This window comes from Amycolatopsis heterodermiae (genome assembly GCF_034929455.1).
Classification (GTDB): domain Bacteria; phylum Actinomycetota; class Actinomycetes; order Mycobacteriales; family Pseudonocardiaceae; genus Amycolatopsis; species Amycolatopsis heterodermiae.
Map to the genome: position 1 here is coordinate 110833 of NZ_JAYFSI010000009.1, position 24019 is coordinate 134851.

The 24019-nt window shown below is 70.3% G+C and carries 22 protein-coding genes; 11 read left to right on the forward strand and 11 right to left on the reverse strand.

The annotated features are described in order from the left end of the window. Positions 1–51 precede the first annotated feature (51 nt). From VA596_RS32740 to VA596_RS32770, 7 genes are read left to right on the forward strand one after another with little or no spacing between them, the layout of a single operon-like run. Positions 52–2034, forward strand: a complete 1983-nt coding sequence (locus VA596_RS32740; protein ID WP_323332082.1) for a CBM35 domain-containing protein — start codon at positions 52–54, stop codon at positions 2032–2034. Beyond that, on the forward strand, positions 2009–2899 hold the full coding sequence (locus VA596_RS32745) for a carbohydrate ABC transporter permease (protein WP_323332083.1): 891 nt from the start codon (positions 2009–2011) through the stop codon (positions 2897–2899). Before VA596_RS32740 ends, VA596_RS32745 begins: the two co-directional genes overlap by 26 nt. Positions 2900–2906: 7 nt before the next feature. Beyond that, complete coding sequence (locus VA596_RS32750; RefSeq protein WP_323332084.1) at positions 2907–3788, forward strand: carbohydrate ABC transporter permease; 882 nt, start codon at positions 2907–2909, stop codon at positions 3786–3788. After that, positions 3785–6070 carry a glycosyl hydrolase family 95 catalytic domain-containing protein gene (locus VA596_RS32755; protein ID WP_323332085.1) on the forward strand — a complete coding sequence of 762 codons (2286 nt, stop codon included), beginning with the start codon at positions 3785–3787 and terminating at the stop codon, positions 6068–6070. The genes VA596_RS32750 and VA596_RS32755 overlap by 4 nt, the downstream gene beginning before the upstream one ends. Continuing rightward, a complete protein-coding gene (locus VA596_RS32760; protein ID WP_323332086.1) occupies positions 6070–7020 on the forward strand; it encodes an acetylxylan esterase in 951 nt (316 codons plus the stop codon). The genes VA596_RS32755 and VA596_RS32760 overlap by 1 nt, the downstream gene beginning before the upstream one ends. Before the next feature lie 22 nt (positions 7021–7042). Continuing rightward, positions 7043–8389 (forward strand): ABC transporter substrate-binding protein, encoded by a 1347-nt coding sequence (locus VA596_RS32765; protein WP_323332087.1) that lies wholly within the window; start codon positions 7043–7045, stop codon positions 8387–8389. A 31-nt stretch (positions 8390–8420) separates the two neighbouring features. Next, on the forward strand, positions 8421–9092 hold the full coding sequence (locus tag VA596_RS32770) for a GntR family transcriptional regulator (protein WP_323332088.1): 672 nt from the start codon (positions 8421–8423) through the stop codon (positions 9090–9092). Between the two features lie 126 nt (positions 9093–9218). Here VA596_RS32770 and VA596_RS32775 read toward each other — a convergent pair whose 3' ends face one another. Continuing rightward, positions 9219–9782: a snapalysin family zinc-dependent metalloprotease gene (locus tag VA596_RS32775; RefSeq protein ID WP_323332089.1), complete on the reverse strand. Its 564-nt coding sequence runs from the start codon at positions 9780–9782 to the stop codon at positions 9219–9221. Positions 9783–9969: 187 nt separating this feature from the next. Beyond that, complete coding sequence (locus tag VA596_RS32780; protein WP_323332090.1) at positions 9970–10461, reverse strand: winged helix-turn-helix transcriptional regulator; 492 nt, start codon at positions 10459–10461, stop codon at positions 9970–9972. Positions 10462–10561: 100 nt separating this feature from the next. Here VA596_RS32780 and VA596_RS32785 point away from each other — a divergent pair, with 100 nt between their 5' ends. The 3 genes from VA596_RS32785 to VA596_RS32795 all read left to right on the forward strand — a co-directional run bounded on the left by VA596_RS32785 (position 10562) and on the right by VA596_RS32795 (position 13265). Continuing rightward, on the forward strand, positions 10562–11266 hold the full coding sequence (locus VA596_RS32785) for an SDR family oxidoreductase (protein WP_323332490.1): 705 nt from the start codon (positions 10562–10564) through the stop codon (positions 11264–11266). A 144-nt stretch (positions 11267–11410) separates the two neighbouring features. Further along, positions 11411–11974, forward strand: coding sequence for a TetR/AcrR family transcriptional regulator (locus tag VA596_RS32790; protein WP_323332492.1), 564 nt, complete (start codon positions 11411–11413; stop codon positions 11972–11974). A 97-nt stretch (positions 11975–12071) separates the two neighbouring features. Then, entirely contained in the window at positions 12072–13265 is a 1194-nt protein-coding gene (locus VA596_RS32795) for a cytochrome P450 (protein ID WP_323332091.1), read from the forward strand. A gap of 213 nt (positions 13266–13478) precedes the next feature. Here the strand turns inward: VA596_RS32795 and VA596_RS32800 are convergent, their stop codons facing one another. The 3 genes from VA596_RS32800 to VA596_RS32810 all read right to left on the reverse strand — a co-directional run bounded on the left by VA596_RS32800 (position 13479) and on the right by VA596_RS32810 (position 18241). After that, positions 13479–14375 carry a phosphotransferase gene (locus VA596_RS32800; RefSeq protein ID WP_323332092.1) on the reverse strand — a complete coding sequence of 299 codons (897 nt, stop codon included), beginning with the start codon at positions 14373–14375 and terminating at the stop codon, positions 13479–13481. 804 nt (positions 14376–15179) lie between these two features. Continuing rightward, positions 15180–15971: a siderophore-interacting protein gene (locus tag VA596_RS32805; RefSeq protein WP_323332093.1), complete on the reverse strand. Its 792-nt coding sequence runs from the start codon at positions 15969–15971 to the stop codon at positions 15180–15182. Then, entirely contained in the window at positions 15968–18241 is a 2274-nt protein-coding gene (locus tag VA596_RS32810) for an excinuclease ABC subunit UvrA (protein ID WP_323332094.1), read from the reverse strand. The genes VA596_RS32805 and VA596_RS32810 overlap by 4 nt, the downstream gene beginning before the upstream one ends. A 76-nt stretch (positions 18242–18317) precedes the next feature. On the opposite strand from VA596_RS32810, the gene VA596_RS32815 reads away from it, so the two are divergent. Further along, on the forward strand, positions 18318–19103 hold the full coding sequence (locus tag VA596_RS32815) for a TetR/AcrR family transcriptional regulator C-terminal domain-containing protein (protein WP_323332095.1): 786 nt from the start codon (positions 18318–18320) through the stop codon (positions 19101–19103). Here VA596_RS32815 and VA596_RS32820 read toward each other — a convergent pair. Genes VA596_RS32820 through VA596_RS32845 form a run of 6 tightly spaced genes read right to left on the reverse strand, consistent with a single transcriptional unit; the run spans position 19090 to position 23820 of the window. Further along, a complete protein-coding gene (locus VA596_RS32820) occupies positions 19090–19845 on the reverse strand; it encodes a class I SAM-dependent methyltransferase (RefSeq protein WP_323332096.1) in 756 nt (251 codons plus the stop codon). The genes VA596_RS32815 and VA596_RS32820 overlap by 14 nt on opposite strands. A 10-nt stretch (positions 19846–19855) precedes the next feature. Next, complete coding sequence (locus tag VA596_RS32825) at positions 19856–20086, reverse strand: putative acetyltransferase (protein WP_323332097.1); 231 nt, start codon at positions 20084–20086, stop codon at positions 19856–19858. Further along, positions 20083–20313, reverse strand: coding sequence for a glutaredoxin domain-containing protein (locus VA596_RS32830; protein WP_323332098.1), 231 nt, complete (start codon positions 20311–20313; stop codon positions 20083–20085). Before VA596_RS32830 ends, VA596_RS32825 begins: the two co-directional genes overlap by 4 nt. Continuing rightward, positions 20310–22430 (reverse strand): phage holin family protein, encoded by a 2121-nt coding sequence (locus VA596_RS32835; protein WP_323332099.1) that lies wholly within the window; start codon positions 22428–22430, stop codon positions 20310–20312. The genes VA596_RS32830 and VA596_RS32835 overlap by 4 nt, the downstream gene beginning before the upstream one ends. After that, on the reverse strand, positions 22427–23029 hold the full coding sequence (locus VA596_RS32840) for a DedA family protein (RefSeq protein ID WP_323332100.1): 603 nt from the start codon (positions 23027–23029) through the stop codon (positions 22427–22429). The genes VA596_RS32835 and VA596_RS32840 overlap by 4 nt, the downstream gene beginning before the upstream one ends. Next, positions 23026–23820: an MBL fold metallo-hydrolase gene (locus VA596_RS32845; protein ID WP_323332101.1), complete on the reverse strand. Its 795-nt coding sequence runs from the start codon at positions 23818–23820 to the stop codon at positions 23026–23028. Before VA596_RS32845 ends, VA596_RS32840 begins: the two co-directional genes overlap by 4 nt. Positions 23821–24019 lie beyond the last annotated feature (199 nt).

Genomic DNA, 24019 nt, shown 5'->3' on the forward strand with positions numbered 1-24019 from the left:
GCTGAAACGAGCCGTGGTCCTCCGATGTCTGCAGACCTCAAAGGAGTGGTCATGGCCGCACGCGGCAGACGGGCCCTGGGTGCCCTCGCCGGACTGATGGTGACCGCGGGCCTGCTCACGGCTCCCACCGCGGACGCCCAGCCGGAAGCGCCGGTAGCTCAGAAGCCCTACATGGGCTGGAGCAGCTGGAGCCTCGAGTCGACGAACTACCCGGGCGTCAACCCGGCGGGCTCGGCCAGCTGGCTCACCGAGAAGCACGTCCTGCAGCAGGCGGACGTCCTCGCCGCGAAGTTCAAGCAGCACGGCTACACCTACGTCAACATCGACGCCGGCTGGTCGAACTCCTTCGACCAGTACGCCCGTCCCGTCGTCAACCCGGCGACCTTCCCGGACGGCATGAAGTACGTCGCCGACTACGTCCACAAGAAGGGCCTCAAGCTGGGCTCGTACCTGGCGGTCGGCCTGGACCTCAGGGCGTACAACGACGGCAACTCGCCGATCGCGGGCACCACCAACTGCCACACGAAAGACCTCGTCTACCCCGACCTGCGCAAGACCAACGGCTGGGACTCGGCCTACAAGATCGACTTCACGAACCCGTGCGCCCAGTCCTACGTGGACTCCGTGGCGCGGCTGCTGGCCGGCTGGGGCGTCGACTTCCTCAAGCTCGACGGTGTCGGCCCCGGCTCCTTCAAGGGCGGCCCGAACTACACCAACACCTCCGACGTCGAAGCGTGGCACAAAGCCATCGCCAAGACCGGCCGCCCGATGGAGTTCGTCGTCTCCTGGGCGCTGAGCCACCGCCAAGCCGGCGTCTGGAAGGCGAACACCAACGGCTGGCGCGTCGACACGGACGTCGAGTGCTACTGCGACACCCTCGTGACCTGGAACAACTCGGTCAAGCAGCGCTGGAACGACGTCGTGCAGTGGATCCCCGACGCCGGCCCCGGCCACTGGAACAACCTCGACTCGCTCGACGTCGGCAGCGGCAAGATGGACGGTCTCACCGAGGCCGAGCGCCAGAGCTACATGACACTCTGGGCGATCGAAGCCGCGCCGCTCTACATCGGCGACGACCTGACCCAGCTCGATGACTACGGCGTCAAGCTCCTGACCAACGACGAGGTCATCGCCGTCAACCAGGCCGGGATCCCGGCCAAGCCGGTGAGCCAGACGAGCGACCAGCAGGTCTGGTCGAACCGCAACGCCGACGGCAGCTACACGGTCGCGCTGTTCAACCTCGCCGCGACGCCCGCCCGCGTCACCGCGGACCTCGCGCAGCTCGGCATCACCGGTCCCGTCCAGATCCGGGACCTGTGGTCCCACCGGGAAAGCACCGCTTCCGCCGTCCTCCCGGTGCACGGTTCGCGGCTGCTGAAGGTCACCCCGCGCGACCGCGACGCGCTGCAGGCGCCCGGCGTCGTGCACGCCACCGGCGTCACCGGCACGAGCGTCTCGCTGGCCTGGGACGCGTCGAGGGGCGCGCAGAACTACGACGTCTTCGCGAACGGGCGCAGGATGACGTCCACCGGCGGCGCCAGTGCCACGGTCACCGGTCTCAAGCCGTCGACGTCGTACGACTTCACGGTCGTCGCGAATCGGAGCCAGGGGAAACCGTCCGCGCCGAGCAAGAAGTACAGCCTCATCACGACCGAAGCCGGTGGCCCGAAGACGTACGAGGCGGAGAACGGCACCCCACAAGGCGGCGCGACCGTCTACGACTGCGCGTGCAGTAACGGCAAGAAGGTCGGCTACCTCGGCGGCAGCGGCTACGTCGTGCTGCCGACGGTGACCGTGCCCAAGGCGGGGACCTACCTGCTGCAACTGTCCTACGTGGACGGTGACTCCAGCCGCACCGGCATCGTCACGATCAACGGGACCTCGTTCCCGCTCCCGGTCGCCGGCAGCAACGACGACGACTGGAACACCCCGCAGAGCACGACCGTCCCGGTGTACCTGCAGGCCGGAGCCAACACCATCCAGATCGGCAACCAGGCCGGTTATGTCTATGACGTCGACAAGATCACCGTCTAGGGGCCGGGACGCGCCGATCGCGTGGCTGCTCGTCAGTCCCGCGCTCGCCGGGTTCGCCGTGTTCTTCGCCTACCCGACCCTGCGCGGCCTGTACCTGAGCTTCACCGAGTTCCACGTGCTCACCGAGCCGCGCTGGATCGGCCTGGGCAACTTCCAGGAGCTGTTCGGGGACGCGACGTTCTGGCACTCGCTGCTCGTCACGCTCTACTTCGTGGCGCTCTCGGTGGTGCTCGGCATCCTGGTTTCCCTGGTGACGGCGGTGATCCTGCACCGGCTCGCGGTGTCGGCCACCGTCCGCGGGCTGATGATCCTGCCGTTCCTCATCTCCGGCGTGGTCACCGCGCTGGTCTGGTCGTGGATGCTCGACCCGCAGCTCGGCATCGTCAACGTCCTGATCACGAAGCTCACCGGCGAGCCGGTGCTGTTCTTCGGCTCGGGCGGCTGGGCGGTGCCGACGCTGGCCGGGCTCAACGTCTGGAAGACCATGGGCTACAACGCGGTCCTGATCTTCGCCGGGCTGCAGACGATCCCGGCCACCGTCTACGAGGCCGGCCGGATCGACGGCGCGAGCGAGCTGCAGATGTTCCGGCGGCTCACCGTGCCGCTGCTGCGGCCGATCCTGGTGATGGTCGTGGTGCTGACGGTGATCGGCTCGTTCCAGATCTTCGACATCGTGCAGGTGACGACCAAGGGCGGTCCGGCGGACGCGTCGAAGGTGCTGCAGATGTACATCTACGACAAGGCGTTCGGCCAGTTCGACTTCGGTTACGCCGCGACGATGTCGCTGGCCCTGTTCGTCCTGCTGGCCGCCGTCACCTTCGCCCAGCTCCGGATGGCTCGCGCGGGCGAGTCCGACACCAACTAGGAGGGTCGTGCGCAAGCGGATCTCCCCGGGCCGGGTCGTCGCCTGGGCCTACCTCGTGATCGTCCTCGTGGTGACGATCTTCCCGTTCTACTGGATCGTCCGGACCGCGCTGTCGAACAACTACGCGATGGCGACGGACCCGTCTTCGCTGGTCCCGGTCGACGTTACGGTGGGCGCGTTCAAACGCGCGCTGGGCCTGGCGTCCCCGGCCGAAGCCGCGGCGCAGGGTGGGTCGGCCGCATCGATCGATCTGCTGTCGGCGTTGCGGAACTCGATCGTCTACGCGGTGCTGCTGACCGTCTGCACGGTGTTCTTCTCCGCGCTGGCCGCGTTCGCCTTCGCGCGGCTGCGGTGGAAGGGCCGCAACGCGCTGTTCGCGGTGCTGCTGACCGCGCTGATGGTGCCGCAGGTGCTGACGCTGCTGCCGAACTTCGTGCTGATCAAGGACCTCGGGCTGCTCAACAGCTTCGGCGGGATGATCCTGCCGACGGCGTTCTTCTCGGCGTTCAACATCTTCTTCCTGCGCCAGTTCATGCTCGGCCTCAGCAACGAGGTCGAAGAGGCCGCGATCATCGACGGCGCCGGCCCGCTGCGCGTCTGCTTCCGGATCGTCCTCCCGATGAGCGCCGCCCCGATCGCGACCTTGGGCCTGCTGACGTTCATCAACACCTGGAACGACTACCTGTGGCCGCTGCTGGTCACCAACGACGACACCGTCCGCCCGCTGACCCTGGCGCTCGCGGTGTTCAAGCAGTCCTCGCCGCAGGCGGCGCTGGACTGGGCCGGCCTGATGGCCGCCACGCTCGTCGCCGCGCTCCCGATGCTGCTGCTGTTCGTGGCGTTCGGCCGCCGGCTGGTGAACTCGATCGGCTTCACGGGGTTGAAATGACGGATCTCCAGCTCTCCTGGCCGCACCCGGCCGCGGAATGGACCGAGGCCATGCCGATCGGCAACGGCCGGCTCGGCGCGATGGTCTTCGGCGGCGCCGGGCGCACGCGGATCCAGGTCAACGACGCCACGGTCTGGTCCGGCACGCCGCATGGTCCCGCATCGGCGTTGAAGGACATCGACGCCGGGCCGGAGCGCCTCGTCGAGGTCCGCGAGGCCGTGTTCGCAAAGGACTTCCGTCGCGCCGAAGCACTCCTGATGGCCTTCGAAGGCCCGTACAGCCAGGAGTTCCTGCCGTACGTGGACCTCTGGCTGACCCTGCCCGAAGGCACCTCCCACGGCCGGACGCTGAACCTGGACAACGGGATCACGACCGAGCACCTGACCGTCGACGGCCACGACGTCGAGCGGACGACCTGGGTGAGCCGTCCCGCGCAGGTGCTGTGCGTCGCGCTGTCCGGCTCGATCGAGGTCGACGTCGACGTGTCGACACCGTTGCGTGAGGTCTCGCGAGACGGTCTCGACCTGGGCATCGAGATCCCGATCGACGGCGCACCCAGGCACGAACCGCAGGTGGAGGAGCCGCTGCGGTACGGGACCGTCGAGGGCTACGACCCGTTCGGCGCGGTTTCCGTCCGCGTCGCCCGGACAGAAACGGGCGTCCTGATCGTCCTGGCCAGCTCGACCAGTGCGTACGACGCCTGGATCGGCGATCGCCAGCACACCCGCGACGAACACCGGCGACGCGCGGCCGTGCTGGCCGAGCAGGCGATCGAGACCGGGATGGCGGAGCTGCGTCGCGCGCACGAGGCCGACCTGCGCCCGCTGCTGAGCGCGTCCTCGCTGAGGATCGGCGAACGACGCGGCGGCACCCACGACGTCGCCGAGCTGCTGTCCGGAAAGGACGAGCAGCTCACCGCGACCGTCCTGTTCCAGTTCGGCCGTTACCTCCTGGCCAGCGCGTCCCGGCCCGGGGCGCCGCCCGCGAACCTGCAGGGCATCTGGAACGACGACCTCCGCCCGGCCTGGTCGTCCAACTACACGATCAACATCAACACCCAGATGAACTACTGGGCCGCCGAGACGACTGGCCTCGGCGAATGCCACCTCCCGCTGTTCGACCTGCTCGGCAAGCTCGCGGTCACCGGCGCCGACGTCGCGCGTGAGCTGTACGGCGCGCGCGGCTGGGTCACCCACCACAACACCGACCCGTGGGGCTGGGCGCTGCCCGTCGGCATGGGGCACGGCAACCCGTCGTGGGCGCTCTGGCAGTTGGGCGGCGCGTGGCTGGTCCAGCACGCCTGGGAGCACTGGGACTTCACGCGCGACCGCGCGTTCCTGGCTTCCACGGCTTGGCCGATGCTGCGTGGTTGCGCCGAGTTCTGCCTCGACTGGCTGGTTGAGAAGGACGGCCTCCTCGAGACATGCCCGTCGACGTCCCCGGAGAACCTCTTCCTCTCCGAAGCCGGGACGAAGGAGTCGCTGACGTACTCGGTGACGATGGACGTCGCGCTGATCCGCGCGGTGTTCGAGCGGTGCCTCGCCGCGGCCGACGCGCTCGACGTCCACGATCCGCTGTGCGCCGAGATCGCGCTGGCGTTGCCGCGCCTGCGTCCGCTCACCGTCACCGAAGGCGGCTGGCTGCAGGAATGGGCGGAGGACTTCCCGGAGGACGACCCCGCCCACCGGCACATGTCGCAGATGGTGGCGCTCTACCCGCTCGGGCAGATCGACGCCGTCGCGACGCCGGACCTCGCCTCCGCCGCGCGTGCCCTGCTCGAACGGCGTGGACCAGGGGCGATGGGCTGGTCGTGGGCGTGGAAGATCGCGTTGCGCGCCCGGCTCGGCGACGGCGAGACCGCGCGCGAACTGCTGAGCGAGGCGTCGCAGCCGTTCACCGGCGACCGCCACCGCGACGCCCCGGTCGACGGCTCCGAGTGGGGCGGGCTGCTGCCCAACCTGTTCAGCACGCACCCGCCGTTCCAGATCGACGGCAACTACGGCTTCCCCGCGGGGCTCGCGGAACTGGTGCTGCAGAGCCAGAACGACGTTGTCACGCTGCTCCCGGCATTGCCCGCGGACTGGCCGTCCGGCGAGGCCCGCGGGCTGCGGTGCCGCGGTGGGCTCGCGGTGGACCTCGAATGGCGCGAAGGTGAGCTGGCCTACGCCGTGCTGCGGCGGCTGTCCGGCGACCCGGCCGACGTGGTGCGCGTGCGCTACCGCGGCCGGGAGACCGAGCTGCGGCTGCGGGCCGGCGAGTCCACCGTCCTGAAAGGACTTTGATGCTCACCGACCTCGGTCTCGCCGCGCTGCAGGAGTACCGCAGCGACTACGCCGCCCCCGCCGACTTCGACGAGTTCTGGACGTCGACCCTCGACGACGCCCGGGACCACGACCTGGCCCTGGAAGTCACACCGGTCGAGACGCCGCTGCGCACCCTCGACGTCTTCGACGTGACGTTCGCCGGGTTCGGCGGCCACCCGGTCCGAGCCTGGCTGCGGCTGCCTCGCGGCATCCAACAACCCCGGCCCGCGATCATCCAGTTCCACGGCTACGGCGGCAGCCGGGGGAGCGCGCTGCAGGAGCTGACCTGGGCGTCCGCCGGGTACGCGCACCTGCAGGTCGACGTCCGCGGCCAGGGCGGCGTGACCCCCGACCCGGTCGGCAGCGGCCCTGCGTACCCCGGCCACCTGACCCGCGGCATAGAGAGCCGCGAAACCTATGTCTACCGGCGGATCTTCACCGACGCGGCCCGCGCGGTGGACGCCGTGCGCGCGCTCGACGCCGTCGACCCGGCGCGGGTCGCGGTGCTCGGCAACAGCCAGGGTGGCGGCATCGCGCTCGCCACCGCGGCGCTCGTCCCGGACGTCGCCGCGCTGCACGCCCAGGCGCCGTTCCTCTGCGATTTCAAGCGGGCCAGCCTGGTCGCGGGGGAGCGGCCGTACCTCGAGCTGACGCGGTACCTGGCCGACAAGCGGGACGCCGTCGCGAGGACGTTCGAAGTGCTGTCCTACTTCGACGGCGTCGGCTTCGCGGCCCGCGCGACCGCGCCCGCCTGGTTCTCCGCCGGGCTGATGGACGGGATCGTGCCGCCGTCCACGGTGTTCGGCGCCTACCACGCCTACAAGGGCCCGAAGCGGATCGGCGTCTGGGAATACAACGGCCACGACGCCGGCGGCGCCGACGACGTGCAAGCAGTGCTCGACGGGTTCCGGCCGATTCTGCGGCCATGACCATCCACAATGGAGTGATCTGATGAGAGTTTTGGCGATCGGCCTGGTGGCGACGCTGGGCGCGCTGGTGGCCGCCTGCGGTGGCGGCTCGGCGAGCGGCGGCGGGAACACGGTCAACTGGTGGACCTGGGACGACAAGCAGGCGGCGGCCTACCAGACTTGCGCGTCGGCGTTCGAGAAAACCAACCCCGGCACCACGGTGAAGATCACGCAGTACAACGTGGACGACTACTTCACCAAGCTGACCGCCGGGTTCGTCGCGGGCACCGCGCCCGACGCGTTCCAGAACAGCGTCCAGTACTTCCAGGCCTACGCCTCGCAGCACCAGCTACTGCCGCTGGACGACCTCATCGCCCGCGACAAGTTCGACCTGAAGCGGTTCTCGGTCGGCGTCGACGCGTGGAAGTTCACCGACGGCAAGCAGTACGCGCTGCCGCTCGACTGGTCCGCGACCGGGCTGTACTACAACGTCGACACCATCACCAAGGCCGGCTACACCCCCGCGGACCTGGCGAACCTGACGTGGAACCCCGACGACGGCGGCACGTTCGAGAAGGTCGCGGCGCACCTGAGCGTCGACAAGAACGGCGTCCGCGGCGACCAGCCCGGCTTCGACAAGGACCACGTCGCGACCTTCGGCACCGGTCAGCTCGCCTCACGCGACTTCATCGGCGAGTCCACGTGGAGCTCGTTCGCCATGACCACCGGCTGGCGCCTGGCCGACAAGCAGTCCTGGCCGACGAAGTTCGGGTACGACGACCCGGTGTTCGCCAGGACGATGCGCTGGGTGCGCTCGCTGACCGACCGCGGGTTCGCGCCGAAGATCGGCACGTTCACCACCGGCGGCCAGGCGACGATCAGCGACACCGACCTGATCGGCTCGGGCAAGGTGGCGATGGAGACGGCGGGCTCGTGGACGGCCGGGACGTTCGCGAAGCTGCCGGGCGTGAAGGTCGGGATCGCGCCGACCGTGCTGGGGCCGTCCGGCAAGCGCGCGCTGCTGTCCAATTCGAACGGGAACAACGTCTGGGCCGGCACGAAGAACCCGGACCTGACCTGGAAGTGGGTCTCGTACATGGGTTCGCCGGAGTGCCAGTCGGCGGCCGGCGCGAGCGGCACGTTCTTCCCGTCGATCCCGGCGTCGATGGACGCGGCGGCCTCGGCGATGAAGGGCCAGGGCGTCGGCCTGTCGGTGTTCACCACGATGATGAAGGACGGCTCGCTCGTCCCGGCCGTCGTCTACGGCAACGGCGCGGCCCTGCAGGACGCGGAACGACCGCTGTTCGAGGCGTACTTCGCGCACCAGCGCGACGACGACGTCTTCGCCGAGATGGCGCAGAAGAGCGCCCAGGTCCTGGGCAAGCAGTAGCCTGTAGTCACTACCGGTGAGGGGAGTCAGGGTGAGTTCCGGACGACGGCTCGAGGCACTGCCGAACAGGCAGGTGCTGGCGGACGGCGTCTACGAGCAGATCCGGGCGCTGATCATGAACGACGGCATCGAGCCGGGCGCGCGGGTGAACATCGACGAGATCGCCCGCGAGCTCGGCGTCTCCGGCACGCCGGTGCGGGAAGCACTGGCGCGGCTGGAGTCCGAGGAGCTGGTCAGCCGGCTGCCGTTGCGCGGCTACCGCGTCACGGAGTTGCTGAACCGCAAGGAAGTCGACGACATGTACGCGCTGCGGCTGCTGCTGGAGCCGCCGTCCGCGGCGCTGGCGGCGGCGGCGATGTCGGACTCGCGGGTCGCGGCATTGGAAGCCGAACTGGCGACGTGCCCGGCGGCCCCGGCCGACGACGCGTACAGCGACTACAAGGCCCTGACCGCGCACGACGCCCGGCTGCACGAGCTGATCCTGCACCTGGCCGGCAACGTCGCGGTCGAGCAGGCGTTCGCCCGCACCCACTGCCACCTGCACTTCTTCCGGCTGAACTACAACCAGCCGTTCGGCGAGCAGACGATCGCCGAGCACCGCACGATCGTCGACGCCCTGGTGGCCGGCAGCGCGTCCGGCGCCCGCAAGGCAATGACGACCCACCTCGAAGTAGCCCGAGACCGCCTGGTCTCCCGCCTCTGAACGCCGTGTCGACCCTTCAATCACGCGTGTCGACTCCCCCATCACGCGTGTCGACCCTTCCGTCACGTGCGAAGGCCGCACCGGACACTGCCCGGTGCGGCCTCCCCCGACGACGTCAAGCGCTGGTCACTTGACCGGCATGGTCACTTCGTAGATGCGGGTCGGCGTGGCGGCCGCCGCGCGGAAACCGCTGGCCCACAGGGATTCCACCTGAGCGGACTCGTCGGCGTTCGGGTTCGCGTTGGTGCACGACGGGCCGGGGCCACCGCCCGACATCAGCTCGGAGCACGGGCCCTCGTAGTGGTCCGGCAGGCCCAGCGCGTGCCCGGTCTCGTGGGCCGTGATGCGGGTCTGGTTGTACTGCTCGGCCTGCGTGTAGTCGATGAAGATCGTGCCGCTGCCGTGGCCGTCGGTCTGGGCGTACGAGCCCTGCGGGTCGTTGCCTTCGGTGTAGTGCAGCGTGGCGCCCGAGGAGCTTTCTTCGAGCTTGACGTTCGACACGGCCGCGTTCCAGTTCGCCGCGCCGGCGTTGATCTGGGCGCGGAAGGTGGGGGCGTCCGAGGTGTCGTAATAGACGATCGTGGCCGCTTCGGCCTGGGCCGGGGCCGCGAAGGCAGGCGCGGCGGTCATCGGGGTGGCGATCATCGCCAGTGCGACAGCGGCTCCGGGCAGCAGGTACTTCCTGGACATCGGGACGGCTCCTCGCGGTAGGGGCAGCTGTGGGGAATTTGCCGGGTTTGCGTGTGCTGGGTTCCGAATTTACGGATCCGGACGCGGCTTGTGACCCGACTTTCGTACCGCGTGTTTAGTAGTGATTTACCAACCATTTCGCAGTGTTGACATGCGCCACAGTGCATACGAGGATGCGCCGCCCGGGTCAGGCGACCGGGTCGGCCAGCGGGATCTCGCCCTCGGACAGCCACGAGCCGCGCCACGCCAGATCGTCCCTGACCAGCGGTTTCCCGCAGGCGTCGCAGCTTGCGCCCGGCCGGGTCAGCTGCCCGCAGCCGACGTGGACGAGCTGCATTGGGCCGTACGCGCTCACCGAGTCCGTGTGGGCGTCACCCCACGTGCCGAGGGCGTGGAGCACCGGCAAGGCGTCCGAGCCGGCCTGCGTGAGCCGGTACTCGTGCCGGGTGCGGCCGCCGTCGCGATAGGGGAGCTTCGTCAGCAATCCGCGGTCGACGAGCTTGCCCAGCCGGGTCGTCAGCACGTTGTCGGCGATGCCGAGCTCGCTGCGGAAGTCCTCGAACCGGGTCGTGCCCGCGGTGGCGTTGCGCAGGATCAGCAGCGTCCACGGCTCGGCCAGGACGTCGGCGGCGCGGGCGATCGGGCAGGAGGCGTCCTCCCAGGTGATGCGGCGGCTCATGTGTGATCCCTTCGAGCTGGCTTGCTTGGAGCAAGTTTACGCCGTACTGTCGGCCGTAGCTAGCTTGCAACGAGCAAGCCAGATGCGAGAGGAGCTCGACATGGAGATCAAGGGTGCGGTGGCGCTGGTCACCGGGGCCAACCGCGGGCTCGGCCGTCAGTTCGCGGCCGCCCTCGTCGAACGGGGAGCGGCGAAGGTCTACGCGGCCGCGCGCAACCCGGAGTCGGTGGACCTGCCGGGCGTGATCCCGCTTCAGCTCGACGTCACGGACCCGGAGTCGATCCGCGCCGCCGCCGCGGTCGCCGGGGACGTCACGCTGCTGGTCAACAACGCCGGGTCGTCCACCGGGGCGTCGGCGCTGGGCGGGTCCCTCGAGGACATCCGGCTGGAGATGGACACGCACTACTTCGGCACGCTGGCCGTGACGCGCGAGTTCGCGCCGATCCTGGAGCGCAACGGCGGCGGCGCCGTGCTCAACGTCCTTTCGGTGCTGTCGTGGTTCACCTCGCCGCAGGTCGCGGCCTATTCCGCGGCGAAGTCGGCGGCCTGGTCGCTGACCAACGCGCTGCGCCTGGAACTGGCGCCGCAGAAGACGCGGGTGACCGCGCTGCACGTCGGGTACATGGACACGGACATGGCCAAGCACGTCGACGGCCCGAAGGTCGACCCGGCGTTCGCGGCCGGCCTCGGAATCGATGCTGTCGAACAAGGTCGTTTCGAGGTGCTCGTCGACGACCTCAGCCGCAACGTCCGCGCGGGGCTGGCCGGTGACCTGACCGGGCTGTACCCGAGCCTGACCGCCTGAGTCCACTGAGGACAGTGCTGGGCCGCCATGGTCATTCCGGGACCCCCGGAACACACCCGTGGCGGCCCCGGGCGTATGAATATCCGAGTGGCGGACAGCGCCGGAACCGGCCGCACCAGGAATCGCTGGGGTGAAGGCGAACGACTGCGCGGGGAGATCCTGGCGGCTGCCGCCCGGCTGCTCGCCGAGCTCGGCGGCGAGGACGGGCTGACGATCCGCGGTGTCGCCCGCGCGGTCGGCATCGCCCCGGCGAGCATCTACCAGCACTTCGCCGACCGCGCGGAGCTCGTGCAGGGACTGCTGGACCACGAATACACGCGGCTGCGGGAATCCATGCGCGCCGCGGAGGAGTCGTACGGCGAGGCCGACGTCGTCGGCCGGATCCGGGCGCAGATCCACGCCTACTGCGCGTTCGCCATGGAGAATCCCGGACATTACCGCCTGATGCTCGCGAACGGCGCGTCCCAGCCCGATCCGGACGGGCGGGCGGAAGGCCCGCTGCTGGACGTGATCGACGGCCTGGCCGCGGGGTTCGAGCGGTGCGTCGAAGCCGGTCATCCGCTGCGGGTTTCGCCAGGTCGGGCGGCCGCGGTGGTGTTCGTCGGCGCGCACGGGCGGGTCGCCCTGTTCCACAGCGTGCTGCACCGGACCGGCGCCGAGCTGGTCGAACCGTTCGTCGACGAGCTGCTCTCCCTCGTGTTCGAGTGATCCATCGCCTGAACGGAGTGTGGCGGAGTCGCGGCAAGATGCTTAGCATAGCTATGTAATTCTTTGCCGAACTGTGCGGCGACTTCGGGAGGTCCTCATGACGGACGGTGTGCCGGCGTTTCCGATGACCCGGCGGTGTCCCTTCGACCCGCCGGCCGAGCTCGGGGAACTGCAGCGTGACGAGCCGGTTTCCCGCGTCAAGCTGTGGAACGGCAGCACGCCGTGGCTGGTGACGCGCTTCGAAGACGTGCGCACGGTCCTGCGCGACCCGCGGGTGAGCGCCGACTCCGACCGGCCCGGTTACCCGCACCAGAGCGCGGCTTCGGCGGCCCGCCGCAACCGCGTGAAGTCGTTCATCAACATGGACGGCGCGGAGCACGCGGCCCAGCGCAAGCTGCTGACCGGCGACTTCCTGGTCAAGAAGATGGAGGCGCTGCGCCCGGCCATCCAGAAGATCGTCGACGACCTGATCGACGACCTGCTGGCCGGCCCCAACCCGGCCGACCTCGTGCCGTCGTTCGCGCTGCCGGTGCCGTCGCTGGTGATCTGCGAGCTGCTCGGGGTGCCGTACGAGGACCGCGCGTTCTTCCAGGACATCACCAAGGTGATGATCGCGATGGACGCGACGCCCGAGGAGGCGGTGAAGGCCACCGACGAGCTGCTGGCCTACCTTTCCCGCCTGGTGGAGCGGAAAGCGGTCGCGCCGGGCGACGACGTCCTGAGCCGCCTGGCGGTTTCCCAGCTGGGCACGATGACGGCGGAGCAGATCGCCGGGATGGGTCAGTTGCTCTTGGTGGCGGGCCACGAGACGACGGCGAACATGATCGCCCTAGGCACGGTGGCGCTGCTGGAGAACCCCGCTCAGCTGGACCTGGTCCGTGACGGTGATCCCGAGTTGCTGCGCAGCGCGGTCGAAGAGTTGTTGCGGTACCTGAACATCACGCACTCGGGCCGCCGCCGGGTCGCCGTCGAAGACTTCGAACTGGGTGGCCAGACCATTCACGCGGGCGACGGCATCATCGGCGCCTCGGACGTCGCGAACCGCGACGACTCGGTGTTCGACTCCCCGGACGAGCTGGACGTGACGCGCGGAGCCCGCCACCACGTGGCCTTCGGCTACGGCGTGCACCAGTGCCTCGGCCAGACGCTGGCCCGGGTCGAGCTGCAGGTGGTCTACGGCACGCTGTACCGCAGGATTCCCTCACTGCGGCTGGCGGTTCCGGTGGAGGAGCTGAAGTTCAAGCACGACATGCTGGTCTACGGCGTCCATTCGCTACCGGTCACGTGGTGACGATTCCCGGTTTTGTCGGTGCTCACCGGTAGCCTGGAATTCGGGGGCTTCTTGTCGGGCTCACGCTGCTGATTCGCTTGTGCCGCAACGAAATTCGCGTTCCTGTCGTGCTTGTGTGGATCACCCGATTTAGCGATGGTGTTCGCACACGTGTTCGGTAACGTGGAATGCGTGACGACGATTCGTGTGTTCCGGTTCCTGCGCCGCGCCTGGTCAGAGCGCTCGCTGCGCCGCGTCGAGATCCGCGGCCAGGTGGCCGGCGAGGAACTCGGCGCGGCCCGCGTCGGTGTCCTGCCGTGGCACCATTTCCACGAGCATGATCAGATCCAGGTAGACCCGGTACAGCGCAAGCCGCCGCGCGGCGGCTGGATCGAACGGCGCCGGTCCACCCGCCGCGCGATAGGCGTCAACCAGTTCTTGGTCCAGATCGCGGAACAACGTCAGCGAAACGAACTCGGCCACCGGGTCGCCCCAGAACGCCCGCTCGGCGTCGATGATCCCACTGACGTGCTCGCCGTCGACGAGGATGTTGCCGGGCCACAGATCGAAGTGCACCAGCACCGGCGTCGTCACCAGATCCAGAAGCGGCCCGTGGCGGCGGACGAGGTGGGCGATCTCGGCAGCCGGCCGCGGCAGCCGGACGTCGTAGTGCAGGGCGTCCGCGAGCACCGCGTCCGTCATGGCGGTGAACGCCGAGGCCCACGTCCGGTGCGGCGGATCCTGCGGATAGCCGAACGTCTCACCCGTCACGCCGTGCAGCCGCGCCACGATCGCCCCCAGCTCTCCTCTAAGCCGAGCCCGATCGACGTCGGCAACGTCCCAGTTCGTGCCGGGCAGCTCCGTCATCAGCAGAAACCCCGACCCGGCACCGACAACGGACGGCAGCGGCCCCGAGGCGAGCCGGTAGTACTCGGCCTCGGTAGCGAGCAGGTCATGCTCGTAAGCCAGCCCAGCGGCGCCCGGCGCGACCTTGAGCACGAGCCGCCTGCCATCGGCAAGCGTCAGCCGCGTGGCGGTGTTGTAGGTACCCCCACCAACATCTTCGGCGACCACAACGGACGCCGGGTCAATCCCCGACGAGGCCAATGCCGCCGCAGTTTCCGCACGCACCAGGAGGAGTCTGCCACCGCCCTCCCACCGGCCGCCGCCCTTCCGGTCACCGGGCTCATCCCCGGCACCCCACGGCCAGCCTCCATACGGCACTCGGACGCCATCGCCGACCAAGGCAACCCGGCGCACCAAACCTCAAGTGAGACTGTCACCGCAGACAGGACCACCCGCCACCGCCCGGAGACGCGCCCTCGGCCAGCCACCGCCGAGCTTCTCAGCAGCGCCCGCCATGCCTCCGGGCGTGGCCGCGTCGTGGTGGGCGAGCTGGCGTCGACGGTGCCCGGTGAACGTGATGTCCCCGTGCCAGCCGTGGGGCCCCGCTCAGCCGAGCTTTTCGGCGGCGTCCGCCAGATCCTCGGGCGTAGTCGCGTCGTCCTGGGTGAGCTGACGCTGCCCGTAGCCGGTGAGCTTGATGCCGCCGCGCCATCCGTGGAGCGCCGCTCGGCCGGGTTTCTCCGCGGCGTCCGCCAGATCCTCAGGTGTGGGCGCATCGTCCAGGCTGGGTCTGTGCCGCTAGCAGCCGGTGAACTTGATGGCGCCCCGTCGGCCGTGGGGCCCCGTTCAGCCGTCGTCGAGCTTCTCGGCCGCGTGCGTCAGGTCTTCGGGCGTGGGCTAGTCGACTTGGGTGAGCTGGCGCCGCTGGTACCGGGTGAGCTTAATGGCGCCCCGTCGGCTGTGGAGCCCCGTCCAGCTGCCGCCGAGTTTTTCGGCCGCGTCTTGAGGCGAAGTCGCGTCATCGTGGGTGAGCTGGCGTCGCCGGTAGCCGGTGAGCGTGATGTCGCCGCGCGAGCCTCGGAGCCACGCTCAGCCGAGCTTCTCGGCCGCGTCCGCCAGGTCCTCTGGCGTAGGCGCATCGTCCTGGGTGAGCCGACGCCGCCAGTAGCCGGTGAACTCGATGGCGCCCTTGTCGACACCCCGCTCACCCACCAGATGACGGCGCAACTCCCGGACCATCCCCGCCTCCCCAGCCAGCCACGCCGCCACCGAGCCCTCGACCTTCGCCGAGCGCACGGCGTCGACCAGCTTCGTCCCGTGCGGAGCGCCGTCCCGGTGCAGCCAATGCACCTCACCTGGAAGAGGCTGCTCCTCCGCTGCGTCCGGGACCTCCAGGAACACCACCGCATTGTCCACTTCGGACAGCAACGACCAGACCGCGGGGATCGCCGTCTCGTCCCCGGCCAGCAGTACCGTGTCGGCCGCGGGAACCGAGCGGCGGTAGGCGGCGTCCGGCCCGTACCGGCCCAGGACGGCACCCGGGGCCGCCGTGCGGGCCCAGCTGGTGGCCGGGCCCGCGGTTTCCCCGTGCAGCACGAAGTCGACGTCGATTTCTGCGAGAGCCGGTCGCCGGTCGCGCACCGTGTAGCTGCGCATCACCGGCCGCTCCTCCGCGGGGATCGCGAGGTACGCCTGGTACCAGCGCATGACATCGCCGTCGGCGGAAGGCAGGAGCACCGGGCGTCCCGGCGGCGGGAACAGCAGCTTCAGCTGCTGGTCCGGCCACGCCTCCAAGATGTCCAAGCCCTCGCCGGTGAAGGTGACCCGCACCGTGCGCGGGGTCACCCGGTGGACCGCCGTCACCTCGAGCAGGCCCGTCACCGCTTCTCCAGGTACTCGCGCAGGTGGCGGGCGGTCAGGGTGGTGGCGTCGGCGACCAGCGACGCCGGTGTGCCTTCGAAGACCACCCGGCCGCCGTCGTGGCCGGCGCCGGGGCCGAGGTCGATGATCCAGTCGGCGTGGGCCATCACGGCCTGGTGGTGCTCGATGACGATCACCGTGTTGCCCGCGTCGACGATCCGGTCCAGCAGCGCGAGCAGCTGGTCGACGTCGGCCAGGTGGAGGCCGGTCGTCGGCTCGTCGAGGATGTACGTCGAGCCGTGCTCGGCCATGCGGATCGCCAGCTTCAGCCGCTGCCGTTCGCCGCCGGAGAGGGTCGTCAGCGGCTGCCCGAGCGTCAGGTAGCCGAGGCCGACGTCGGCCAGGCGGTTCAGCACCGCCCGGGCGTTGCCGGACGGGAAGAACTCGCGCGCCTCGGTGACCGGCATCGCCAGGACCTCGCTGATGTTCCTGCCCCGCAAGGTGTACGTCAGGACGTCCGGGGTGAACCGCTTGCCTTCGCACTCCTCGCAGACCGACGCGACGCCGGCCATCATCGCCAGGTCCGTGTAGACGAGCCCGAGGCCCTTGCACTTCGGGCACGCGCCTTCGGAGTTGGCGCTGAACAGGCTCGCCTTCACCCCGTTGGCCTTGGCGAACGCCGTCCGGATCGGGTCGAGCACGCCGGTGTAGGTGGCCGGGTTCGACCGCCGGGAACCGCGGATCGCCGACTGGTCGACCACCACGACACCGTCGCGGTGGGTCAGCGAGCCGTGGATCAGCGACGACTTCCCGGACCCGGCGACCCCGGTGACCACGGTCAGCCTGCCGAGCGGGACGTCGACGCTGACGTCACGCAGGTTGTGCAGGCTCGCGCCGGTGATCCGGAGCTGCCCGGCAGGCGTGCGGACCTCCGGGCGCAGCGTGACGCGGTGGTCGAGGTGGCGGCCGGTGAGCGTGCCGGACGCGCGGAGGCCGTCGAGGTCGCCGGTGTAGCAGAGCCGGCCGCCGGCCTTGCCGGCGCCGGGGCCGAGGTCGACGACGTGGTCGGCGATCCGGATCGTCTCCGGCTTGTGCTCGACGACCAGGATCGTGTTCCCCTTGTCCCGCAAGCAGAGAAGGAGGTTGTTCATCCGCTCGATGTCGTGCGGGTGCAGGCCGACGGTCGGCTCGTCGAAGACGTACGTGACGTCGGTGAGGCTCGAACCGAGGTGGCGCACCATCTTCACGCGCTGGGCCTCGCCACCGGACAGCGTGCCCGACTCGCGGTCGAGCGAGAGGTAACCGAGGCCGATCTCGACCAGCGAGTCGAGCGTGTCGCGCAGGTTGCCCAGCAGCGGCGCGATCGACGGCTCGTCGAGCTTCCGGACGAACTCGGCGAGGTCGCTGATCTGCATGGCCGAGCAGTCGGCGATGGTGCGGCCGTCAATCTTTGCCGACAGCGCGGCCTGGTTGAGCCGGGCGCCGCCGCACGCGGCGCAGGTGCTGAAGGTGGCCGCCTTGTCGACGAACGCACGGAGACGCGGTTGGAGCGACTCCCTGTCTTTTTGGAGGTAGAGCCGTTTGACCTTGAGCGCGAGACCCTCGTAGGTGACGTTGGTCTTGCTGAGCTTCACCTTGCAGGAGTCCTTGTGGAGCAGGTCGTCGAGCTGCTGCGGGGTGTAGTCGCGGATCTTGGCGTCCGGGTCGAAGAAGCCGGACACGAGGTAGGTCTGCACGTACCAGTTGTCCGGGGTGAAGCCGGGCACCAGGATCGCGCCGTCGTTCAAGGACCTGTCGAAGTCGAGCAGCGCGGTGACGTCGAGGTCGGACACCCGGCCGAGGCCCTCGCAGGCCGGGCACATGCCCTCGGGCAGGTTGAAGCTGAACGCGCCGGACGTGCCGACGTGCGGTTCACCGAGCCGGGAGAAGGCGATCCGCAGCATGGTGTGCGCGTCCGTTGCGGTGCCGACGGTCGAGCGGGAGTTGGCCCCCATCCGCTCCTGGTCGACGACGATGGCGGCGCTGAGGTTCTCGAGCAGGTCGACGTCCGGGCGCGAAAGGTTGGGCATGAACGATTGGAGGAACGCGCTGTAGGTCTCGTTGATCATGCGCTGGGACTCGGCCGCGATGGTGCCGAAGACGAGGGACGACTTGCCGGAGCCGGACACGCCCGTGAACACCGTCAGGCGGCGTTTCGGGATGTCCAGGTCGATGCCGGTGAGGTTGTTCTCCCGGGCCCCCCGGACCTCGATCACGTCGTGGGTGTCGGCGGCCCGCCTGGGTGAGGTCATACCGTCCTTCTCGATAGTTTAGGCTGTAAAGTGATGATCCAGGTTACATTACTTTAGGCTGTAAGGAGTCGGCAAGGTGGTCGTCTTCGCCGGTCAGGGCGACGCCCGGCGGTCCATGGAGCTGCTGTGGGGCCCGCGCGTCGGCGCACCGCGCACCGGCCCGGGGCCCAAGCCGGGCCTGAGCGTCGAGGCGATCGTCGCCGCGGCGATCGAGATCGCCGACGCCGACGGCATGGGGGCGCTGTCCATGCGCTCGGTCGGCGAACGGCTCGGGCGCACGGCGATGGCGCTCTACACGTACGTGCCGGGCAAGACCGAGCTCGTCGACCTGATGTACGACCGGACGCTCGGCGAGCTGCCGGGCGAGTTCGCGCCCGACAGAAGCTGGCGGGCGGTGGCGCTGGCGCTGGCCGACGAGCTGTGGGACCTGCACCTGCGGCACCCGTGGCTGCTGCAGGTCTCCCCGGCACGCCCGGTGCTCGGGCCGGGGGAGTTCCACGTGCAGGAGACGCTGCTGCGCGTCCTGGCCGAGACGGGCCTGCCGCTGCCGCGCGTGCGCTGGGTGGTGTCGGCGCTGTTCAACGTCGTGCGCGGCTCGGTCCAGTCGGCGGCGGAGTCCCGTCAGGCGTCGCGCGAGACGGGCCAGTCCGAAGAGGACTGGTGGTACGCCCGGTCGGCGTTGCTCGGCGAGCTGGTCCCGGACCTCCCGGCCCGGTTCCCGACGGTGTCGGCCCTCGGCGCGGACATGGCCGCGGTCCCAGCCGGCGAGCCCTACCTGGAACGCGAAGCGCGGCTGGCGTTCGAGGCCGGGCTGGAGCTGCTGCTGGACGGCGTGGAGGCGGCGATCGTCAGGGCTTCCTAGCCTCGATCAGGAACCGGGTGGTGTGGGCGAGGAAGGGGCCGTCGCGCTCGATGAGGTCGTGCAGCTCCCGCAGCCGCGGGCGGTACTGCTCGACCGTGAAGCCCGGGACCATCCAGATCACCTTGCGCAGGAAGTAGACCACCGCGCCGATGTCGTGGAACTCGGTGCGCAGCGACTCCGAGCGCAGGTCGACGACCTCGAGGCCGGCCTCCGCCGCCGCTGCGACGGCGTGGTCCGGGTGCCGGCTTTCGCGCGCTGACGCGGGTTGCGGGCCGCGGAAGAATTCGATCAGCTCGAACACGCTCGCCGGGCCGACCTGCTGGGAGAAGTACGTGCCGCCCGGGCGCAGGACGCGGGCGATCTCGGCCCACCACGTCCGCACCGGGTGGCGGCTGGAGACGAGGTCGAACAGCCCGTCCGCGAACGGCAGCGGCGGCTCGTCCGCGCTCGCCACCACCACGACTCCCCGTGGCCGCAGCAACTCCGACGCGACGGCGACGTTCGGCGGCCACGACTCCGTCGCGGCCATCAGCGGCGGCAGGGACGGACAGCCGTTCAGCACCTCGCCGCCGCCGGTTTCCAGGTCGAGGGCCGCGTGGACGCCGCCGAGGCGTTCGCCCAGCAGCCGCTGGTAGCCCCACGACGGGCGCTGCTCCGAAGCCCGGCCGTCGAGCCACGAGAAGTCCCAGCCGTCGACCGGCACCGCGTCGGCCTCGGCCACCAGGTCGTCGAAGCTCGTCATGGCTTGATCGTCACAAAGCCGGGGGCGCGCCGCCAGCCGATTTCCGCACCGGCGCCGGCGGTACCGGCTTGGCCAGGGCGACGGCGTCGAAGTCCACCACGACCGGGCCGCGCCGGGTCTCCACCGTGCACGTCGTTGCGTCGCGCGCGACCAGCGGGCCGAGCGCGTCGGTGAACCCGCCCTCGATCCGGTACCGCACCACGACCCGCGTGCCGATCGGCAACTCCCGCAACAGTTTCACAGCCGCGCGCTCAACTCGGCGTCCGACGGCTCGACCAGGAAGGTGCCGTCGTCCCACACGATCGTGGGAATCCGGCGTTCGCCGTCCTGCAACGCGCGGACCCGCTGCTCGGCGTCCGCGTCCTCTTCGACGTCCACATAGGAGTACTCGACGCCTTCGCGGTCGAGCAGCGCGCGGCTGCGCTTCACGTCCGGGCACCAGGAAGCGCCGTAGACCGTCAACTTCACGAAACAACCTCCGAAACGGCGGATTCCACGGGAGCGGGGTCGGGCGCAGGATGGCCCAGGTGCGTCAGCCAGCCGCGGAACACGCGGTGCAGGGCCTCCGCGCCGACGACCTCGCCGGGCGGCGGGAACTCACGCGGGTGCACGACGAACCCGCGCTGCTGCGGGCCGCCGAGACCGCCGTGCGAGCCGACGTGCGTCTCGAACGGCGACGACTGGTCCGTCTCCGGGTCGTAGTTGCTGTTGATCATCACATCGGCGCAGTGCGGGAACGTGTCGACGCGGCGGACCAGGTCCGCGGCGTGCGGGCCGTAGCGCAGCAGCGGGTCCTCGCCGATGACGACGCCGGTGGCGAGCCGGTGCAGGCCGTCGCGGCCCAGCACCACCGGGCCGAACTCGCGGCTGCGCACCAGCAGGAACCCGACACCCGGGTGGTCCACCAGCGACGGCAGCAGGTCGGGGAACTCGCGCTCGATCGTCTCCAGCTCGACGCGGCCCTCGTGCTCGGTGAACGACACCATCGCGGTGTGCCCGGAGACGACCGCCACCACCCCCGGCGCCACCCGCGTGACCGCCCCGGGCGAGCCGGACTCGGTGCGCGGCCGGTTGCCCCCGGCCTCGGCGTTCTCGACGCGGCCCCGCAGCCGGCGGGCGATCAGGCCGCCGCCCTTGGTGGCCTCGGCCAGCGCGGCGTTGATCTGCCAGCTCTCGGCCTGCCGTCGCTTGTCGCCGGCCGGTGACGGCGAGCCGCCGCACAGCCGGCCGACGTACGCCTCGATCGTCTCGCCGAAGCGCTGCGAGAACGCCTGGCCCTGGGTCTGGCCGTGGTCCGACAGCGCGACGACGTGGTAGCGGCGCGGCGCCAGCCGGCTGGCCCGGTGCAGCCGCGCGATCTGCTGGTCGATCGAGCGCAGCACCGACAGCGTGTCGAACCGCTCGATGCCGGAGTGGTGCGCGACCTCGTCGTAGCCGAGGAAGTCCGCGTAGACGACCGGGCGCCCGGCCAGCATGTCGCCGAGGATGGCCGAAACGACGACGTCGCGCGCGATCACCGTCGTGCCCGGCCGGGCCAGCGGGTACCAGCCGCCGCGCGGGATCCGCGGCACGACGCCGGCGCGGCGCTGGCGGACCGAGGCGCTGATCTCGCGGAAGACGTCGACCAGGGCGACGACGAGCGTGCGCAGCGCGTTGATCGGGTTCGCGAAGTAGGCGTAGTAGCCCGCGCCGAGGCGGTCGCGGTGGCGGTGGCGCAGGCCCTTCGGCACCAGCACGGGGATCGAGCTCATGGTGAGGCTGACGTGGTCGGCGTCGCCGGAGAACAGGTTGCCGCGGCTCGCGCCGTCGCCCGACAGCAGACCGCGGCCGTCGGAGTGACGCCGTTCGATCTCGGCCGCGTCGGTCGGGTGCGCGCACGCCATCACGTGGTCGCGGTCCTTTTCGTACCAGCGGAACCCGAGGATGTCGTGGTTGGAGCCGTGCAGGATGCCGCAGACGCTCGCGCCGGTCTGGGAGCTCCAGTCGGTGTGCCACTGCGTCAGCGCGTGGCTGTCCTCGGCGAGCCACGCGGCGAACGTCGGCATGTCGCCGTCGCGGATCGCGCGGCGGACGGTGTCGTACCCGAGGCCGTCGATCTGCAGGAACAGCACACCCGGCGGCAGCTCGGCGTCGCCGGGCTCGGCGGCGTGCCGGCGGCGACGGCGGTTGGCGCGGCGGAAGAAGATCTCGTCCTCGTCGATCGCGAGGAGGCTGGAAATGAGGGCGCCGACCCCGGCCATGGCGACGGTGACGATCACCGCCGTCCGGAAGCCGACGATCTCGACGCCGGGCACGGTCTTGAACACCGCGAGCGTGCCCGCGCCGAGCAGCAGGAACCCGAAGAGGCCGAAGGTGACGAATGCGAGCGGGTAGGCGATCCGCATGACCAGCGGCCAGACAAACGCCACCAGCAGCCCGAGCAGCAGCGCGCACACCGTCGGCTGCCACCAGTGCGTCATCCGGAACCCGGACAGCAGGACGTCGAGCAGGCGCAGCGCGCCGGTCACCGCCGCCCACACCAGCAGGACGCGGGCGACGACCCGGCCACCCCGCAGCAGCCGGCCCTTCGGCGCGGTCGTCGTCAAGCTCGGTCTCCCGTCTTCTCTTTCGCCTCGGCCTTGTTACGCCGCCAGCGGGCGATCAGGTTCAGCAGCACGGTGACCAGCAGGACCAGCACCGTCGCCAGCAGCGTCGCGATGAGCGGTGAGTCGAAGATGCCCCCGCTGACGATGCCGAGCAGGCTGTAGGCCACCGCCCAGAGCACGCACGCGACGAGCGCGGCGGGCACCAGCCGCCGCCACGGGTAGCTCAGCGCGGCCGCCGCTAGCAGCACTGGGATCCGGCCGGCCGGGACGAGCCGGCCGATCACGACGATCTGCCAGCCGCGCCGGGTGAACTGCTCGCGGGCCTTTTCGAGCCGTTCGGCGGGCTGGCGGCGGCTGATCCAGCGGAACGCCGCTTCGCTGCCCAGGCGCGGAACGCCGAACGTGACGACGTCGCCGACGAACGCGCCGAGCGTGGCCAGGACGATCACCAGCGGCAGGGACAGGTGGTCGGTGGTCGTGGCGACGGCCGCCGCGGCGCCGACCACCGCGCCGGTCGGCACGATCGGGATGATCGAGCCGAGCAGCACGCCGCCGAACAGCGCCGGGTACCCGATGGCCGCCGGGTCGGTCCAGTTCACGCCCGGTCCGTCGAGGCGGGGAGCACGACGTCGGCGCCGGGCTCGGTGAACAGGACGTCGGTGGCGATCTTCGCGGCGGCCACGTGGGCGGCGAACTCCCGTGGCGGGTCGGCCAGCAGCCGCCGCATCCGCGCGGTGCGCTTCAGCCCGGGGACGGCGAGCGTGCCCCAGTGCACCGGCACGACCGCGCGGGCCTGCAGCACCCCGGCCGCCTCGGCGGCGCGAGCGGGGTTCAGGTGGCCGGGGCCGAGGTTCGGACCCCAGCCCCAGACGGGCAGCAGGGCGACGTCGACCGGGCCGAACGCGGCCATCCCGTCGAAGAGGTCGGTGTCGCCGGCGTTGTAGACGCTCGTGCCGTGGTCGCTCCGGACGAGGTGGCCGATGGCCGGGCTCTGCGGTCCGTGGGTGAGGCGCGGGCCCCACCGGTGTCCGGAGTGGACGGCCTCGGTCGCGGTGATGGTCAGCCCGCCGTCGGTGAGGGTTTCCCCGGGGGCGATCTCCTCGACAGCCGTGAAGCCCTTCTTCGCGAGCCAGCTCCCGGCCCCGCGCGGCACCACGATCCGGGTGCGCCGGCCGACGAGCTTCAGCGACGGCACGTGCAGGTGGTCACCGTGCAGGTGCGACAGCAGCACGAGATCAACGCCGCCGTACGCGGCCGGTTCGGGCGGTGGCACGACCCGGGTCAGCCCGCCGACCCGGGCGGTGAGCACCGGATCGGTGAGGACGACCCGGTCACCGAGTTCGAGCCGGACCGTCGAATGGCCGAGGAAACGCAGGTTGAAGCCGCTCACGTCCTTGAGTATCACCTTCTCGGCGGCCAAATGCCCGGCGGAGTGGCACGAACGACGCCACCGGCGTGATCGAGGCGCCGGCACCCGTGATCAGAGGGTCGACACGCGTGATTGAAGGGTCGACACGGCGGCGCGGAGCCGGCGACGCCGTGTCGACCCTCCAGACACGCGAGCCGACTCGGGAATCACGCGAGTTGGC

Excerpts from the sequence above, each read along its gene's own strand:
- VA596_RS32795 (WP_323332091.1), top strand. The coding sequence starts at position 12,072 with ATGACGGACGGTGTGCCGGCGTTTCCGATGACCCGGCGGTGTCCCTTC.
- VA596_RS32780 (WP_323332090.1), bottom strand. The coding sequence starts at position 10,461 with ATGAGCCGCCGCATCACCTGGGAGGACGCCTCCTGCCCGATCGCCCGC.
- VA596_RS32775 (WP_323332089.1), bottom strand. The coding sequence starts at position 9,782 with ATGTCCAGGAAGTACCTGCTGCCCGGAGCCGCTGTCGCACTGGCGATG.
- VA596_RS32755 (WP_323332085.1), top strand. The coding sequence starts at position 3,785 with ATGACGGATCTCCAGCTCTCCTGGCCGCACCCGGCCGCGGAATGGACC.
- VA596_RS32765 (WP_323332087.1), top strand. The coding sequence starts at position 7,043 with ATGAGAGTTTTGGCGATCGGCCTGGTGGCGACGCTGGGCGCGCTGGTG.
- VA596_RS32760 (WP_323332086.1), top strand. The coding sequence starts at position 6,070 with ATGCTCACCGACCTCGGTCTCGCCGCGCTGCAGGAGTACCGCAGCGAC.
- VA596_RS32810 (WP_323332094.1), bottom strand. The coding sequence starts at position 18,241 with ATGACCTCACCCAGGCGGGCCGCCGACACCCACGACGTGATCGAGGTC.
- VA596_RS32745 (WP_323332083.1), top strand. The coding sequence starts at position 2,009 with ATGACGTCGACAAGATCACCGTCTAGGGGCCGGGACGCGCCGATCGCG.
- VA596_RS32785 (WP_323332490.1), top strand. The coding sequence starts at position 10,562 with ATGGAGATCAAGGGTGCGGTGGCGCTGGTCACCGGGGCCAACCGCGGG.
- VA596_RS32820 (WP_323332096.1), bottom strand. The coding sequence starts at position 19,845 with ATGACGAGCTTCGACGACCTGGTGGCCGAGGCCGACGCGGTGCCGGTC.
- VA596_RS32740 (WP_323332082.1), top strand. The coding sequence starts at position 52 with ATGGCCGCACGCGGCAGACGGGCCCTGGGTGCCCTCGCCGGACTGATG.